Below are 18,696 nucleotides of genomic sequence, written 5' to 3' on the forward strand. Positions count from 1 at the left end.
TAAAACATGCGTATGAAAAAATTAATGACAATTCTTTGCCTTGCTATAAGTTTCAATTCGGTTGCTCAAGTGCCCAATACATTGGTCATGAATGCAAATCGCTTGCAGGAACTTAAACAACATCATCAGCAGCAACCACTCAAAATAGTTACAGACCTTTGTAAAGAGGCTGATTCATTATTGAACATGAAACCGCTTTCTGTCATGGAGAAAGCATTTACGCCCGTAAGTGGAAACAAACATGACTATATGAGTCAGGCGCCTTATTTCTGGTACGATAGCACAAAGCCAAACGGCTTACCTTATATGCGAAAGGACGGTATACGTAATCCGGAAATTTACAAGATCACTGACCGAAGTTATCTTGGCAGACTTGAAGATGCAACCAGAATATTATCTCTTGCATGGTTTTTAACCGGCGAAGAAAAGTATGCACAGAAATCGGCCTCGTTGCTACGCACCTGGTTTATAGCCGAAGCAACAAAAATGAATCCGCATCTTGAATACGGTCAGGCAATCCCCGGAATCAATACAGGTAGAGGGATTGGTATTATTGAAACCGTTGCATTGATTACGATTGCCGATGCCGCTTCTCTTCTTGCAGGATCAAATGCGTGGACAACGAATGATCATCAGTCATTAAAAAAGTGGTATGCAGATTATTTAAACTGGTTACTGATCAGTAAGTATGGAATGGATGAGCATAAAGCAAAGAATAATCATGGGACCTGGTATTACGCACAGACAATTGACTTTGCATTATTTACTGACAATAAAGTAAAAGCAAAAGAGTTGATCGAAGAAAGTAAAACCAGGCTTGACAGCCAATTAACAAAAGAAGGAAAGCAACCATTGGAGCTGGAAAGAACCAATGGTCTTGGATACAGCACGATGAATCTGCGAGGTTGGTTTACTGTAGCAACATTAGCAAAGAAAGCTGGGTATGATCTGTGGAATTATAAAACCACACAAGGTGCAGGTTTGTACACAGCACTTGATTGGCTGATGCCGTATGCAATGGGAAAAAAGAAATGGGAATACCAACAAATCAGTAAATACAATAAAAGTGATCTCTATACTTTGTTGCTGCAGGCCGGGGTTGCTTTTAACGAACAGAAATATTTTTCGGTAGCCAAGGAACTTGAAAAAGAAAACAAAACCTTCATGAGTGATATTCTTTATGTAAAAAAAGAAGCAGGCAAATAGTTTATTGATGAATAAAATAAACAAAATAGTATCGTTGATTCTGTTTGCAATGTTCGGTATCTATCTACCTGCATCTGCACAGAAAGCTTTAACGCAGAAGTTTTCTGCTGAGATCATACCAAATAATTCAACCCATATTGCAAACATTACAAACGACAAGATCATTGTTGTTACAGGCAGCACGTATGCATTTACCGTTGACACACATGCCGACAGTGGACTTATTTCTACCCGAACAACCGTTAAGCACTTACTTTCGCAAATAAGTTCAAAAGATGGTTCAACGCAACAATATAATATCCGTAGCAAAGAGGGAAGCATAAAAAACGAAGGGGAACTGGTTAACGGTGATCAACTCATCGTAACATCACAAGACGACAAAACAAAAAAAGTATATGCGATTGTTGTTGAGCCAATGGCATTAAGCGGGGAGCTTCGTTTAGGAAGAAAACAATTCACTGTAAACGCCATCTCCAATCTCATCATTTATTTTACAGCAGGGCAACGATCACCGGATGCCTGCGTTCGGATATGGGTGCCTGCGGGCGTCGCAGTTACAAAAGAAAATACAACAGTTAATGTTATCGGTCGTGGTGATGTTTTGTTAAAGGATCTGTCAACGCAATCTATTGGACGGGTTGGAAGTAAATATTCGTACAAGAAAGTTGGAGATGTTGCTATTTCAAAGTCAGCTGATGGTAGAACGTTACTTACTTTCAAACATCTTGATCTGCGTCCTGCGAATGGTGCCGATGTCAAATTGGTAATAAGGGATGTAAAATTCAGCAGGACAGGTAACTATTTTTTCAAAACAGCTTATACAACTTCAAAACCCGAAACATTAACAAGTGCAGGTACAGGTACCGAAACAGCTAGCATTACGGTTACACCAACGATTGCTGATTTCGAACGGATTTTGAATAGGGATTTACAGTTTCGGGAAACAAATGATACGTACACATCTGTTTCTTTCAAATGGGGTTCGTACATTGCCTCTTCCACCTTACAATTATTGCAATCAGTTGATAGTGGAAAGAGTTGGGTAGTATCACAAGCAAATATTGATCGCAAAAAATCTATTGCAATAATAGCCGGTTTAATTCCGGATAAACTCTATCGCTTCAAATTGTACGTTAAAGAAGGCCTGCACAAGGGTTCATCAAATGAGATCACGTTCTTTTCAGGTAAAATGGATGTAAAGCTGTTTGGGGCAAACGGCGATGGTGTAGCGGATCATACAGAAAAGATAAATGAAGCCATCAGTTATTTGAACAGCATTGGCGGAGGAACGTTGTTGTTCAGTGATGGTGTTTATAATGTACGGACTGTTCATTTAAAAAGTAATGTGTGGTTGTATGTGAAAAAAGATGCTATCATCCGTGCAATCAAAGAAGCAGATGCACCTGAGACTACCTGGTTTAGCGATAAGAAATATCGTTCCGGATTATCTCCCACGGATGTTGGTCCATATGATGATCCTGAAAATTATCTCACAAAGCAGGATGTGGGGCATCACTATTTCAGGAACTCCATGTTCTTTGGTGAGCGACTGGACAATGTAAAAATCATTGGCAACGGATTAATTACGGGCAATGGAAATTTGGTTACTGGCGACAGAGTGATGAACAATGCACCGGATAGCCGTGCAGATAAAATGTTTACGTTTAAACTTTGTACCAATATAGAAATTGGAGGCATTTACAGAAGCGAAGATTTGTGGTATGATCTGCAAAAAGATGAACCTTATTACATACGGAAAGATGGATCAATGGATTTTGATGCAGACAATATGTTACAGATCGATCAGGGTGGCCACTTTGTTTTGTTAGCTACAGGTACAGACAATATCAACGTACACAATACCTATTTTGCCAAACGCAATCAATCGAATGTGCGTGATATTTATGATTTTATGGCTTGTAACAACGTGACCGTTACCAATATTTATTCAAAGGTTAGTTCCGATGACATTGTAAAACCAGGTTCTGATTGTGCATTAGGATTCACCCGTCCGGCACGAAATTATAAAGTGCGGAACATTATTGGCGACACCAATTGTAATCTGTTTCAGATCGGTTCTGAAACTGCAGATGATATAATGGATGTTCATGTCGATAATATTTATGTGCTCGGTGCAAACAAGGCTGGTTTTTCAATCTCAACAAACGACGGGGCGCATATAAAAGACATTCATCTCAATTGTGGTCATACAGGCAGTCTTCATTCACGTTCCAAAATGTTACGTACGCACACGCCGTTTTTTATTTCTATTTCCAACCGTGGTCGTATACTTGGCGCAACTGTAAATCGGTTTAAGTTTGATGAAAATGGCGTAAAGCATGATGAGTTACTTGTTACCAACGTGAATATCGGGATCGTGGAAAATATTTTGATCAATGGAGTGGATGTTTCAGAGGTATATGCAGGCAGTTCATTTGGAGGTAAACGGGAAAGATGGAAAGCATATGATGGTACCCAACGAACAGCAACACCTATTGTTGCGGGATACAGTTTACCAAAGAATCAATTTGTAGAAGGCGGATTGAATTTTACTTTACCGAATGGACAGCACACGGGGTATATCAAAAATATTTCCTTCAAAGATGTTCAGTTTATGTTGAAAGGAGGTAATCCAATCTATGATACAGCTGCCAGTCCACCAGAGCTGGGAGTGGGGCAGTACAATGTATCTAATTTGAAAGTACTACCATCGTTTGGATTATGGGCCCGGCATGTAAAGGGAATTGATATCCGCAATTGTAGTTTCAATGTTGAAAAAACAGATAGCCGGTATGCATTGTTTTTTGATGATGTAATAGGAGCGAACTTTTCAGACATCAAAACTGTAAAGGCTGCAAACAATCCAATTATAATTAAACTGAAAAACTGTGCAGCTTTTACTATGGGAAAGTTGCTCTACTATAATGATAAGTGGAGCGAGCAACCTGTAGAGGTTTTAAGTGGTTCGCATGCAGAGATGAGTAAGGTTGTCAGTTATCAGATGCAACAAAATAATTAATCATATATCCGGATTTGTTAGGCTGTTGTCTTTTTTTTACAGACTTGCTTTTAAGTGTTGAATTGAAAATGTCGTTTAGATATGGTTGGTCATTTTTGAAAAAATGGTGCTGCAAAGTGTATAGCAGCTTATATTTCAGGTAAAATGCAGAAATCGGCAAAAGTGAGTTTTACAGGCATAAGTTTCACAGGCGCCAGTGAATCGTTAAACAATATTGGCAGAGACCGGAAACATGTTAAAATAACTTAGTGTTTAGTTAATGATGAGAAAACTGAATTGAGGGAATCTGCTTAGTTTGCAATTAATACTGCACTTGTGCAGGCGAATGAGAGATTATAAAAACTATTGATAAATTTATTTCAACAACCGTCAACAAAGACTTGACTAAAAGTGTATCAGTTTAGTTCGGGTAACTGTTAACGATTTAGTTGGATTAATTCTTAAAACCACACTGCTATATGGGAAAAGTCACAATTTTCACGTTTAGTAGTAACAGCTTACGGAAAAGTTGTTATCTACTTTTAGCTCTTTTACTGCAATTCGCAGTTATTTCAGCACAAGCTCAGTCAAAAAGTGTAACGGGTACAATCAAGGATAACAAGGGTAATCCTTTATCCGGGGTAAGTGTCATACTGAAAGGGGATGACAAGGCAGGAACAACAACCAATCAGAATGGTCAATTTACAATCGAAACCAGCGGCAGTAATGCCGTATTGGTTTTTTCGTTGGTGGGTTATGCCACCAAAGAAGAAATTGTTGGGGCACGGACCAGCATTAATGTTGTTTTAGCCGAATCGATCAGCAACCTTGATGAGGTAGTTGTAATCGGTTATGGTACGCAAAAGAAAAGAGATGTCACTGGTGCTATCAGCTCAATCAATGCAAAATCAATTGAAGAAAGACAACCCATTTCGGTATTCGATGCCATACAAGGTGCGGCACCGGGTGTACGGGTTATGAGTTCTTCCGGTGCTCCAGGTGAGGAAGCAGATATTACCATCCGTGGTTTGTCAACGTTATCCGATGCGGGTGTACGCCCATTGTATATTGTTGATGGAGTTCCAATGAATAATATCAATGCGATCAACCCGAAGGATATTCAGTCAATGGAAATTTTAAAGGATGCAGCTTCGGCAGCTATTTATGGTTCACGTTCAGCAAATGGAGTAATTATCATTACAACTAAGCGTGGTGAATCGGGTAAACCTCAGATCAATGTTGATTTTTTAAGAAGTTATAATCGGCTATCCAACAGGATCTCTCAATCCAACCGTTTGGAACGGCAAATGTTTGATCGCAGAGGAAACCTTGGTCTTGATCCAAAACCAACTGATTCAACTGCTTTTACTCGAAATACAGATAATGATTACCAGGCGCTCATCACCCAGCTTGCAATTCGCAACCAGGTAGATGTTAGTATCAAAGGAGGTAATCAAAATCTGAATTATTTCAACAGCATTCAGTACCTCGATGAAACAGGTATTGTGATCAGCAGTTACAACAAACGATTTACACTGCGTACCAATGTTGAGTACCGGCCTTCAAAGCGGGTGAGTATGTTCACACGTTTAAATTTCAGCTACCAGGATAAAAACAACATCAATGAAGGAAATGTGATAGCGCAATCCCTTCAACGTCCTCCTGGAATGGCGCTTTATTTTCCCAATGGTGAGTACATTTATTTCAATGGTGGACGCCGGAATCCATTAGCGGAAGCTTACTTGCGTAAAAACGTATCAACTATTTACAAGGGCGTTCTTTTCCAAGGATTTGATTTTAAAATTTTGGAACCATTAACGCTTCATATTGATGCATCTGCAGATCTTGAAGTAAGAAGAAATTATCAGTTTGCTTCTAAATTTCTTACAAGCAGTAATCCCCAGATCAGTTCAGGAAGCGATGCAACACAAATACCACTCAGGTTGCAGGGGAATGCATTTTTATCTTACAAAAAGACATTTAAAAGCGATCATAATGTAACCGGATTGCTCGGTATGAACTTTGAAAAAAACAAATATGAACAAACGAATATCTCAGGTACTTTTTTTGTAACAGAAGCGGTTACAACCCTCAATGCTGCGGGTGTATATGATTTAACTGATTTGTTTTCTACGGCAAGTGGCTCTGCGCTTGTTGGTTTTTATGGAAGACTGGGATATGATTATAAAGGAAGGTATCTCGTAAATGCTACAGTTCGCAGGGACGGATCTTCAGTTTTTGGTCCTGAAAACAGATGGGGTAATTTCCCATCAGTGTCAGTAGGCTGGCGTTTCAGCGATGAAAAGTTCATGGGTAAATTAAGTAATATTCTCACCGATGGTAAACTTCGTGCCAGCTGGGGTATGACGGGTAATCAGCAAATCGGCGATTATGATGCGGTTCAACAGTATATCTTCGGCTCCTATTTTTATAACGGAACAAGCGGTGTTCGAAGCAATACAAGGCTTGGAAATCCTTCACTTAAGTGGGAGGAAACAACACAATCAAACATAGGTCTTGATTTGACATTCCTTGGTGGAAGAATCAGTTTCATTGGTGATTACTATGTAAAAACAACTACTGATCTCTTGTATGATGCTCCATTACCAGCTGAAATCGGTTTTTCGAGCGTAAGAACAAATTCAGGATCAATTCAAAACAAAGGGATCGAGTTAATGCTGTCAGGATATCCGGTACGTAATAAAGATTTTAGCTGGCAAACATCTGTAAACTGGTCAGCAGTTAGAAATAAGATCATCAGCTTGCCGGTTGATTATATTGATGATATATGGAGTGTAAGAGTAGGTGAAGAAGCCGGGAACTTTTTTGGGTATCGTTATTTAGGTATTTATCAGTACGATCAGTCAAATGCTTACACAGAAGATTACAGACAAAGATTGATACCTCAATTTCAAACAGATGCACTGGGCAATATAATTATTCAAAAAAATATGCAGCCTATTTTGCTTGGGTACTTATTACCTAATGGTACACCTTACACCGGTGTAGTAAAGCAAATGACAACAGCAGGTGTTGTTTCAAAAGGAGGCGATGTGATTTGGCAGGATCTTCCTGATGAAAAAGGAGAATTGAATGGTGATATTGGTAACGAAGACAGGCAGTTCATTGGTCATGGTCAACCACGTTGGAGCATTGGATGGAACAATAGCTTCTCTTACAAAGGTTTTTATCTTTCTGTGAATATGTATGGAAATTTTGGAGGCATGGTTTACAATGATAACAGACGCAACCTTGCCTCTTTTTCAAACAGTAATACAACCCCCGATTCTTACTTTGTTAGAGACATGTGGAAGTACCCGGGTCAGATAACAGACACTTATCGTGGTGGAGACAGATCAGCCGATAATATGCGTCGTGGCGGAAGTCAGTATTTAGAAAATGGTTCATTCCTCCGTTTACAGGCAGTGCGTTTAGGCTATCAACTTCCTGCAAAAATTTCTTCAAAGGCAAGGATGCGTAGCTTGAATGTATATGTGTACGGTACCAACCTTTTAACATGGACAGATTATTCAGGCTTTGATCCTGAGGTTGGACAACGGAGTGTAATCAAACCCGGTAATGATCCCGGCAGGTTCCCACGCAGACGTGAATTTGGTATGGGTCTTAATGTATCATTTTAATTAAACGAATCATGAAAAGAATAAAAATTATTGCCATACTGGTTGTTCTTATAGTAATCGTACCGGGTTTGGGGTGTAAGAAATTTTTAGATGAGAAACCAATTTCAACAGTTTCTCCTGACAAATTCTGGAAAGACCGAAATGACGCAGCTACGTGGATGGCTGGCGTTTACAATTCACTACAGACAACGTTAAGTACTAACTATTATGATTGGGGTGAGGTACGAGCTGATCATATAAGAGTAGGTGGTACAGGTAATGCACAACTTACAATGATCACCAATACGCTCTCTGCAAATGATGCAGATATCAACGGAATTACAAGGTGGAGTAATTTGTACACAACAATTTCTCTGTGTAATTATGGAATCAAGTATCTACCTGGTATGATTGAAGCAAATATCGAAGGTGCTGCATCCACCTATAGAGATTATTTGGGTCAATGTTATGCGCTACGTTCACTCTTGTATTTTTATGGGCTACGTGTGTGGGGAAGAATGCCATTGCATATCGAACCAATTGAATCACTAAATCAGCCTATTGAGTTGCCACGTTCTTCAATTGATGATATGAAGAATAGAATTCTTACTGATATAACAGAATCATTGAAAACAATAGGAAGCTCAACGTCACAGAAATTTTACATGCAAAAAGCGGCTGTATATGCGTTGCAGACAGATGTAGCAATGTGGTTTCAAGATTACGATCTTGCACTCTCTGCTTCACAAAATTGCATTACAGCCAGCGGGTGTACCTGGGTTACCAATATCACAGGATTTAAAAATATTTTCATTGCGCCTGAAACATCTACTGAAACTATTTTTAATCTCTTCTGGTCGGTGACGGAAAGAGGCGGTGGAGTTGGTGTTTGTTCAAAAGTTGGTTCCAGTTCAAATACAAACCAGTACGAGCCCACCACTGCAATATGGTTAGAAATGAAGAATCGTGTTGATCCAGTAAGTGGTAAATCCATTGACGGACGTTTATGGGCTTATTGGGACACTTTAACTTATACAGATGAAACGATTTACGATGCTGCTGTTGTACAGATGGGTAAGTTCTCTCCCTGGAGAGCTGTTCAAACACCCGGTGCTTTTTTCACCTTCGAGGGTAATAGCGATTGCAGTATTAAGATTCCCATTTATAGGTTTGCCGACATCATGCTGTTAAGAGCAGAAGCATTGAATAAGAAAGGTCAACATCAGCAGGCTCTTACCATTGTAAATACTGTTCGTAACAGAGTAGGATATACCGTCAACGCTTTATTATCTGATTATACCGGTGATATTACGAAAGGAATTGAGCGAACCATTTTGAAGGAACGTCAATATGAATTGATGGGTGAGGGAAAGCGATGGTTTGATTTATGCCGAATCGATAAAATTTATGACTATACAAATGCTGGTTATGAATACCTGCGGGAAACATTAAATCCGATTTTATCTACTCGTGCAGGTTCCATTCTTTATGAGAATGAAAATATGGGAAGAGTTTTATATCCAATTAATGCCGCCATGTTTAATGCCAATCCGAAATTAAGGGGCGATCAGAATCAACCTTATGATGAGTAATATATCAAGAATTATTAAACTAAGTATAATGAAAAATAATCATCAATTTATATTGTTCATATTAGCCATTTCTCTCGTTTTTTCGGGCTGTAATAAGTTACAGGATGGGTTTGAATATAAGCCATCACTATATGATACCGAATTGAAAATGACTGTCCTGGAATTTATGGAATCCCGAAAGGATATTTTTTCCGGTATGTTAGCGGCAATTGAATATGTAGATGGCGACCCCGCATTTAAGGACGTAAAACAAATGTATTCAAGCACGGGCAATACATTTCTGTTGTTTCACAATACAGCCTTAACTAATCTGGAAGATGCTACCAGTTATTGGTCAGTAAACACAGTGATGGGCCCAAACCCGGATAATCCTTCACAAACAATTACGATGAAAGGATCTGATTGGTCGCAATACCCAAGAGACACGATTGCAAAACTTTTGCGATATCATGTATTGAAAGGAAGGCATACTTACGAAACACTCGATTCAAGGCCAAAATGGGTTGAAACATTTGCTATGAGCCCAACAAACGATTCAGCAAAAGTTTATCTCTACCTGGAAAATGTGAGGGAAGCTAATTTGCGCATCAATAATTACGTTGGATTGCCGGCAAGTTATAAAGGAGTAAGCATGGGTTGGGTAAACAATGCACCACGAACGCCCGGCTTAAATGCTACAAATGGTGTAGTTCATGTAATGAACAAATGGTTTATTCTTCCTACACGGAATGCCATCTTGAATAATTAATTACCTAACTAATCTTGTTTTTTATGCGGATAATATATAGCTCTCTTGCAATCATCACCCTTAGCTTTCTGGCATTCGCCTGTAAAAAGGGACCGGGTTTAAAAATAGAATCGCTGAATAAAGCGGGCGAAGAATTTTATTTTGGAGAAAAAGTGCCTGTATGGGCGTCAACTTCTGGTGACAATAATGGAACTACATATGAATGGAAGGCTACAGGCGGAACATTTGATGGGTTTCGGACACAGGATCTATTCGAAAATTTATGGATAGCTCCCAGTACTGCCGGGGAATATACAATTACAGCAACAGCCAAAAGCAGTGGCGGTACTTCGTCAAAGTCTACCTCAATGAAAGTAACCAGATACTTTTTTGATGAATTTCAAAGTGCCTATACCCTGAACGGTAACGGCTGGAGTACAAGTAATACCACAAATAATCTGGTTACAAATGTTGATACTGCTTTGTCTCAATTAAATCTTACTTCATCTTCTACCAGCGGACCCAATGTTCGGAGAAACCTTGACCTTGCAGAGTTGAAGATTCCCTTTTCAGTTCGTACAAGGTTGGGTTGGAGAACTTTTTTCAGAGCCAGTTCTACTATTGTAATCAGTATGTTTTTTAATCAGCCATCCAATCCTACTTATCCCTATATCCGGGAGATACGCTGGGAAATATGGCCAACGAATAATCCTGCTACCACCAATAATTTTCAGATACGTTATGAAACATTTGTTCCTGCTACAAATACGTCAAAATTTAGTACAGTAGGGAATGTATTTCCTAATCCATTGCCATTAATCAGTCCGGTAACCGGAAGGAGCCCTATTTTTTCATTGGCAAATGGTGAGTTGAAGAACTTTAGTTTTTCAATCGATGCAAATGAAGTTTTTCATGCGTACGTAGGCGGTACAGAATGGTTTACAAGCAATGGTATTAAAGATTGGTTGGCAGCTGCAAGAGCCGCTTATCCAGGCTTTCAGGATCCATCACCAAGAGAATATCGTGTAGCGTTCCCTGCCAGACAAACCTCATCCAGTACAGGTACAACGCTTGTAATGAAGCATGTTTATATCAACAATGATGGACAGATATTAAAGTAATTGTATACAAACGAACTCGATTGTAGTAGAATCCAACTTCAAAATGGTTGTTGTAATTTTTTTGCAACAACCATTGTTTGTTTTTAGCCGTCTGATAAACATCCATCGTTGTGAACAGAAGCTGTTTTTTTAGGATTTTAATAGAAATAATTAAGTGAATGAAAATGAGATTTATTTTTTCTTTTCTGCTGTTGCAGTTGAGTGTATCCTTGTTTGCACAACAATCAACAAGACTCAATAACAACTGGCAATTCCTGAAACAGGACATTGGTGGTATATGGGAAGCAGTGAGGCCGGTGAAAGCCGGCAATCCTGAAGATGTACCGATATGGACAAATGTTTCGTTGCCACATTGTGTAAATGCAACGGATGCAGTTAACCCTGATATAAATTATTACCAGGGCCCTGCCTGGTATCGTACACAATTAACCATTCAGAATCCATATAGCAACGGACGCACTTTGTTGCATTTTGAAGGTGCCGGACAAAAAACAGATGTGTATGTGTATGATCAAAAAGTGGGCTCACATGTTGGCGGTTACGATGAGTTTACAATTGATATTACGGATGCTGTGAAAGCATTTGAAAAGCTGGACACATTCAAAAATCAGTTCAAAGGAAAAATCCCTATCTCAATACGAACAGATAATTCCCGTGACCTGGAGTTGATCCCTTCTGATCTGTCTGATTTTAATTTATACGGTGGCATTTATCGTTATCTCAACTTGGTTTATGTACCTGCTTTGTCGATTGATAAATTATTTGCATTTGCGGAAACGGATAAAAATGGTAAAAGTGGAAAAGTAAATATCCGTACAAGGTTTCATAATCCTTCGAAGCAAACCACTACAGCAGTTACTGTTAAGTTGTTTGATCCGAAAGGAAAATTGGTGAACGAGTTTGCGAAGAATATAACAATAACGAATAATGAGGTAAGCATAGGTGAATTTGTTGTTTCGAAACCAATGCTGTGGTCAACTGATCAACCGCAGTTATACAGTGTTGAAGTAACAGCAGGTGAATTCAAGCAAACAGAGAAGATCGGTTTCCGTCATTTTGAATTTGTTGAGAAAGGTCCGTTCATGTTGAATGGTAAACGTCTATTGTTAAGAGGCACACATCGTCATGAAGATCATGCTGGTGTTGCGGCAGCAATGACGGAAGAGCAGATGCGTACAGAAATGATCATGATGAAAGAGATGGGCGTAAACTTTATACGTCTTGGTCATTATCAGCAATCAAGAATTATTCTAGATCTCTGCGATAGTTTGGGAATTGTGGTGTGGGAAGAAATTCCCTGGTGCCGTGGTGGTTTGGGTGGCGATGTTTATAAAGAACAAGCCCGCAGAATGCTTACGAATATGATTGAGCAACATTACAATCATGCATCGGTTATTATCTGGGGATTAGGAAATGAAAATGATTGGCCCGGCGATTTTCCTGAATTTGATAAAGAAAAGATCAGAACGTTCATGAAAGAGTTAAATGATCTTTCACATAAACTTGATCCATCACGCAAAACAGCCATTCGTCGCTGTGATTTTTGTAAAGACATTGTTGATGTATATTCTCCTTCCATTTGGGCGGGATGGTACAGAGGAATTTATACCGAGTACAAAGAAGTATCGGAAGCTGAAATGAAAAAAGTAAAACACTTTTTACATGTGGAGTGGGGAGGTGATAGTCATGCTGGTCGACATTCAGAAAATCCGGATAATGGATTACGTAATATTAAAACAGGAGTGGGTGCTGATGAACGTGCAGGCGATGCATCATTGATCGGCGGTTCGGCAAGAGCTTCAAAGGATGGCGACTGGAGCGAATCGTACATCAGTAATTTAGTTGACTGGCATTTGAAAGAACAGGAAACAATGCCATGGTTAACGGGTACTGCACAATGGCCCTTCAAAGATTTTTCTACACCTGTTCGTCCTGATAATCCTGTTCCTTACATGAATCAGAAAGGTGTGGTGGAAAGAGATTTCACAAAAAAAGAATCTTACTATGTTTTTCAATCATACTGGACAACGAAACCCATGGTACATATCTATGGACATTCATGGCCCTTACGTTGGGGAAATGAAGGCGAAGAAAAAATGATCAAGGTGTATTCAAATTGCGATGAGGCGGAATTATTTGTGAATGGGAAAAGTATGGGAAGCAAGAAAAGAAATAGCCAGGATTTTCCTGCAGCCGGTTTACGTTGGAATGTGGTGTTGAATAAAGGAAACAATGATGTAAAAGTGATTGCCAAGAAAGGAAAGGTTATTGTGGAAGATGCAATCAAATTTCAATACCAAACAGAGAAATGGGGCAAACCTGCAAAATTGCTGATTGAAAAGGTAAAAGAAGAGAACGGCGTCATCACTTTACAAGCGAAATTGCTGGATGATAAAAATGTGCAATGTCTTGATGCAGCAAACTGGATACGGTTTGGATTAACGGGTGATGGTGAGTTAATCGATAACCAGGGAACATCATCAGGATCAAACTATGTACAGCTGTATAATGGAAGAGCAACAATTTCTGTAAAAACAAAGAATGGCAAATCGGTTGTAAGTGCAAAAGTAGAAGGAGTGCAAACGGTATTTATTAATTTATAAGATGATGAAATATCCATAAAAATGTCATGCTAAATTAATGTGATAGCGATGATAATTTTTTATGAATATACTATGTGACAAGGTCCAAAAGTATAATTGAACACATGAAAAAAAGTTTAACGATCGCATTGCTGTTTATAACACAAATTGTTTCAGCGCAAACAACAGTTGATCCCAATTTAAAATTGTGGTACAGCAAACCTGCTTCTATCTGGGAGGAAGCATTGCCATTAGGTAATGCAAAAACAGGAGCAATGGTTTTTGGTGGTATTGCAAAAGAACGATTCCAATTAAATGATAATACACTTTGGTCAGGCTATCCAAATCCGGGTAACACCGTAGGTGGACCTGCTATCGTAGAGGATGTACGTAAGCAAGTGTTTGAAGGAAACTATGACAGCGCTGCAACAGCTTGGCGCAAAATGCATGGCCCCTATTCTGCACGTTATTTAACAATGGCAGATCTGTGGATTGAAAATAAATTAAGCGATACAGTTCCTGCTTCTTATTATCGTGATCTGAATATCAGTAATGCGACTGCTACTGTTAAGTATAAGATCAATGGAGTAAATTATCAACGGGAAACCTTTATCAGTCATCCGGATAAAATAATGATCATCAGAATTACGGCTGATAAAAAATCAATGATCAGCTTTGCAACCACACTTACCAGCAAACTGAAATTTCAAACAGCGGCAGTCGCAAGTAACTATCTTGTTTTAAAAGGGAAGGCACCCATGTTTGTTGCCAATCGGGAAGCAGAGCCACAACAAATAATTTATGATGAAACAGAAGGTATGAATTTTGAAGTGCACGTAAAAGTTGTGGCAGAAGGTGGAACAACCAGAAAAGAAAATGGACAATTGGTTGTAAGCAATGCAAATGCAGTTACGATTTATCTTTCCGGAGCAACGAGCTTTAACGGGTTTAATAAATCAGCCGGTAAAGAGGGGAAAGATCCATCCATTGAAGCAAAAGCAAATCTCAACAAAGCATTACAAAAATCATTTGCTTTATTAAAGGCGTCTCATATCAAAGATTATCAGGCTTTGTTCAACAGGGTGCAATTAAACCTTGGTGTAAACACAGCAAAGCTGAAACAGCCAACGGATGAACGTTTGAAGCAATATGCAAAATCACCGGATGATTACCAGTTGCAAACCTTGTACTACCAGTTTGGAAGATACTTGATGATCGCTTCGTCACGTCCCGGCTCACGACCAACGAACCTGCAGGGGATCTGGAATGATCATGTGCAACCGCCATGGGGCAGCAACTATACAACGAACATTAATACTGAAATGAATTATTGGCTGGCAGAGAATACTAACTTATCTGAATGTCATCAGCCCTTATTTGATTTCATGAAGGAGCTTGCAGTGAATGGAGCGGTTACTGCTAAAGTAAATTATAATATCAATGAGGGTTGGGTAACGCATCACAACTCTGATCTCTGGGCGAAGACATCACCACCCGGTGGAACTTGGAATGATCCAAGATCAATGCCACGCTGGAGTTGCTGGCCAATGGCAGGCGGTTGGTTCAGCACACATTTATGGGAACATTATTTATTTACTGGCGATAAGAAATTCTTAAAAGACGAAGCGTATCCGTTAATGAAAGGTGCCGCACAATTTCTATTGCGTTGGTTGATTGTTGATCCGAAGTCTGGTTATCTCGTTACCAATCCATCAACATCACCGGAAAATACAATTAAGATTAAAGGGAAAGAATATCAGTTGAGTATGGCGAGTACAATGGATATGTCCATCATACGTGAATTGTTTACCGCTGTGATCAAATCTGCTGATCTCCTGAACATTGATGCTGCATTTAAAAATGAATTGATCAAAGCAAGTGAGAAATTATATCCCTATCATATCGGTCAATACGGTCAACTGCAGGAATGGTTCAACGATTGGGATGATCCGAAAGATAAGCATCGTCATCTCTCTCATTTATTTGGATTGTATCCGGGAAGCCAGGTGAATGTAACGACTACACCGGAGTTGGCTGCAGCAGCAAAGCAATCGCTGTTTCATCGTGGCGATGTGAGCACCGGATGGAGTATGGCATGGAAGATCAATTGGTGGGCACGGTTACAGGATGGTGATCATGCATATAAAATATTGAGTGATGCATTCACATACATCAATCCAAGAGAAGCAAGAGAAACGATGGGCGGTGGCGGAACCTACCCGAACTTATTTGATGCACATCCGCCATTCCAGATCGATGGGAATTTTGGAGCAACCGCCGGTATTACAGAAATGTTATTGCAAAGTCATAATGGTGAATTGACGTTACTTCCTGCTTTACCAACTGCATGGAAGACAGGATCAATAAAAGGAATTAAAGCAAGAGGGAATTTTACAGTAACGATCAATTGGAAAGACGGAAAATTGGCACAGTCGAAAATTTATTCCGGTAGCGGAGGTGTTTGCAGAATAAGTTCATTGCAGCCGGTGAAAGTAGTGGAAGTGAAATCGAAAACTGCGAAGGGAGATAATAGCAATGGATTGAATACAACCTATGGCAAACCTCTTTATAAAAAAAATGAAACTGCAACATTGGTTGAATTGCCTGTTGCAAAAAGATATGTGATTGATTTTATAACAGAGAAGGGGAAAACCTATACTGTTGTTCCTTTATAAATGAATTGTATGCGTTATAATAAATGGTTGGTAATAATAATTTTTGCATGTGTAAGTTTTAAAACAAAAGCACAGGTCCTTCAATGGACAGAAGTTGCTCCGGGAGTATGGAAAGGTATTGTTGGCAAGCCTGAAGCTTATGATCTCTTAAAAGCATCGGGCGCCACTCCGAATAAAGAAGCGTTGGCAAAAATTGTTGCCTCAGCATTTCCATTTGTACAAAATGATATTGCAGGAACCATCACCGATGGAAAAACATATTTGCGTTTTCCATTGGAGAAAGAAGAACAACTCTATGGTTTCGGTTTGAATTTTCAAACGGTTCATCAGCGGGGAAAGATCTTGCAACTGCACATGGATCATTATGGCGGCAAGGATAATGGAAGAACCCATGCGCCTGTTCCTTTCTATGTTTCATCAAAAGGGTATGGTGTGTTTATCAACTCGGCGAGATACATTAATGTGTATGCAGGAACAGCAGTTCGGAAAGACAGCAAGAATCCTCCGGTAGAAAAAGATCGCAATACTGATCGATCATGGAGTTCTCGACCTTACTCCGATGCTGTTGAAATTTCAGTGCCTGCTGCAGGAGTTGAAATCTACGTATTTGCCGGACCAACAACATTAGATGCTGTGCGTCGGTTTAATTTATTTAATGGCGGTGGTGTGTTGCCTCCACGTTGGGGTTTAGGTTTTACACAACGGGTAAGATCGTTGTTTACGGCTGATGAAGTAAAAGCAGAAGCAGATGCATTTAAAGAAAAAGGATATCCATTAGATTTTATCGGTCTCGAACCAGGTTGGCAAAGCAAAGCTTATCCCGGTACGTTTGAGTGGGATAAGAAACGCTATCCGGAACCGGCGAAGTTTGTAAAAGAAATGCAAGACAAAGGCATCCGTTTAAATTTATGGATCAATCCATACGTTTCAAAGCAAGCTTCGTTTTATAACAGTATAACAAAGTATACAGGGTCGCATACAGTATGGGTGGGTGAAGCACCTGACTTTACCATTCCTGAAGCGAGAAAAATATTCTTTGGTCAATTACAAAAAGATCAAGTTGATATTGGAGTAAGTGGATATAAAATTGATGAAGTGGATGGGTACGATCATTATCTCTGGCCCGATGTGGCAACATTCCCATCCGGCATCAGTGGTGAGCAAATGAGAAGTACATATGGTGTATTAGCAATGCGTTATGCTGCAGAGATGTATCATCAAAAAAATCAACGCACCTATGGATTGGTTCGTGCAAATAATGCAGGAGGTGTATCACTTCCGTTTGTGATCTATAATGATTATTACAACCATGAAGATTTTATCACCGCATTAATTAACAGTGGATTCGCCGGTGTATTGTGGACACCGGAAGCAAGAGCTTCTAAAACGGGTGAAGAATGGTTACGTCGTTTTCAAACGGTTGTGTTTTCACCAATTGCGATGATCAATGCATGGAGCAGTGGTACAAAGCCTTGGTCGTATCCCGAAGTAGCAGCACAGGTAAAAGAATTTTCGTTACTCCGTATGCAGATGATGCCTTACTGGTACAGCGAATTTGCAAAATATCATTTTGAAGGAACACCACCTTTCCGGGCAATGGCATTGGAGGCAGGGTTTAAACAGGAAGTAAAGAAAGAAGCAGTGAATGCAAACCTCGAAGAGAATCCCTATGCGGAAGCAACATCAAAAGAGATCAAAGATCAATACATGGCGGGTGAATATTTATTGGTAGCTCCTGTGTTCACCGGACAAACAACAAGAAAAGTCGTATTACCCAAAGGGAAGTGGTACGATTTCTATACCGGTGCGTATGCAGGTGATGGTGAAGTTATTTCTGTTACTCCGGGTCTTGATAAAATACCCGTCTATGTAAAAGATGGTGGAATCATTCCCATGATGGCCGCAAGATTACAAGCGCCCAAAGCAGGAGAGAAGGTTGATCTGGAAATAAGATACTACGGCGAAAAATCAGGTAACTATAAATTATACGATGATGATGGTGAAACGTTCAACTATGAAAAAGGCGAATATAGTTTCCGGGAAATAAAAGTTGAAAAGGATAAAAAAGGAAAATTTAAAGGCACTATTTCGGCGCCTGAAAAAGGCAAACCCAATACCGTTGGAAATATTACATGGAAATTTATGACAGTACCCGGCTAATCGGAATCAAATAAT

The 18,696-nt window shown here is 39.5% G+C and carries 9 protein-coding genes; all 9 read left to right on the forward strand.

Annotated features, from left to right (window positions below; genetic code table 11):
• The first annotated feature begins 12 nt into the window (after positions 1-12).
• The gene (locus VK159_RS05800; protein WP_324229189.1) at positions 13-1,206 is read left to right on the forward strand and encodes an alginate lyase family protein; all 1,194 of its coding nucleotides are present in this window, start codon (positions 13-15) and stop codon (positions 1,204-1,206) included.
• 7 nt (positions 1,207-1,213) lie between these two features.
• Complete coding sequence (locus VK159_RS05805) at positions 1,214-4,225, forward strand: endopygalactorunase (protein WP_324229190.1); 3,012 nt, start codon at positions 1,214-1,216, stop codon at positions 4,223-4,225.
• Between the two features lie 458 nt (positions 4,226-4,683).
• On the forward strand, positions 4,684-7,845 hold the full coding sequence (locus VK159_RS05810) for a TonB-dependent receptor (protein ID WP_324229191.1): 3,162 nt from the start codon (positions 4,684-4,686) through the stop codon (positions 7,843-7,845).
• Between the two features lie 11 nt (positions 7,846-7,856).
• Positions 7,857-9,416 carry a RagB/SusD family nutrient uptake outer membrane protein gene (locus VK159_RS05815; RefSeq protein ID WP_324229192.1) on the forward strand — a complete coding sequence of 520 codons (1,560 nt, stop codon included), beginning with the start codon at positions 7,857-7,859 and terminating at the stop codon, positions 9,414-9,416.
• 28 nt (positions 9,417-9,444) lie between these two features.
• The gene (locus VK159_RS05820; protein WP_324229193.1) at positions 9,445-10,164 is read left to right on the forward strand and encodes a fasciclin domain-containing protein; all 720 of its coding nucleotides are present in this window, start codon (positions 9,445-9,447) and stop codon (positions 10,162-10,164) included.
• Positions 10,165-10,187: 23 nt separating this feature from the next.
• Entirely contained in the window at positions 10,188-11,264 is a 1,077-nt protein-coding gene (locus VK159_RS05825; RefSeq protein ID WP_324229194.1) for a hypothetical protein, read from the forward strand.
• Positions 11,265-11,428: 164 nt separating this feature from the next.
• Complete coding sequence (locus tag VK159_RS05830) at positions 11,429-13,867, forward strand: glycoside hydrolase family 2 TIM barrel-domain containing protein (protein ID WP_324229195.1); 2,439 nt, start codon at positions 11,429-11,431, stop codon at positions 13,865-13,867.
• Between the two features lie 104 nt (positions 13,868-13,971).
• Positions 13,972-16,521 (forward strand): glycoside hydrolase family 95 protein, encoded by a 2,550-nt coding sequence (locus tag VK159_RS05835; RefSeq protein WP_324229196.1) that lies wholly within the window; start codon positions 13,972-13,974, stop codon positions 16,519-16,521.
• Positions 16,522-16,530: 9 nt separating this feature from the next.
• Positions 16,531-18,681 carry a TIM-barrel domain-containing protein gene (locus tag VK159_RS05840; protein WP_324229197.1) on the forward strand — a complete coding sequence of 717 codons (2,151 nt, stop codon included), beginning with the start codon at positions 16,531-16,533 and terminating at the stop codon, positions 18,679-18,681.
• Positions 18,682-18,696: the final 15 nt, after the last annotated feature.

The sequence above is a fragment of the Lacibacter sp. genome, assembly GCF_035299325.1.
GTDB lineage: Bacteria > Bacteroidota > Bacteroidia > Chitinophagales > Chitinophagaceae > Lacibacter.

Excerpts from the sequence above, each read along its gene's own strand:
- VK159_RS05800 (WP_324229189.1), top strand. The coding sequence starts at position 13 with ATGAAAAAATTAATGACAATTCTTTGCCTTGCTATAAGTTTCAATTCG.
- VK159_RS05805 (WP_324229190.1), top strand. The coding sequence starts at position 1,214 with ATGAATAAAATAAACAAAATAGTATCGTTGATTCTGTTTGCAATGTTC.
- VK159_RS05810 (WP_324229191.1), top strand. The coding sequence starts at position 4,684 with ATGGGAAAAGTCACAATTTTCACGTTTAGTAGTAACAGCTTACGGAAA.
- VK159_RS05815 (WP_324229192.1), top strand. The coding sequence starts at position 7,857 with ATGAAAAGAATAAAAATTATTGCCATACTGGTTGTTCTTATAGTAATC.
- VK159_RS05820 (WP_324229193.1), top strand. The coding sequence starts at position 9,445 with ATGAAAAATAATCATCAATTTATATTGTTCATATTAGCCATTTCTCTC.
- VK159_RS05825 (WP_324229194.1), top strand. The coding sequence starts at position 10,188 with ATGCGGATAATATATAGCTCTCTTGCAATCATCACCCTTAGCTTTCTG.
- VK159_RS05830 (WP_324229195.1), top strand. The coding sequence starts at position 11,429 with ATGAGATTTATTTTTTCTTTTCTGCTGTTGCAGTTGAGTGTATCCTTG.
- VK159_RS05835 (WP_324229196.1), top strand. The coding sequence starts at position 13,972 with ATGAAAAAAAGTTTAACGATCGCATTGCTGTTTATAACACAAATTGTT.
- VK159_RS05840 (WP_324229197.1), top strand. The coding sequence starts at position 16,531 with ATGCGTTATAATAAATGGTTGGTAATAATAATTTTTGCATGTGTAAGT.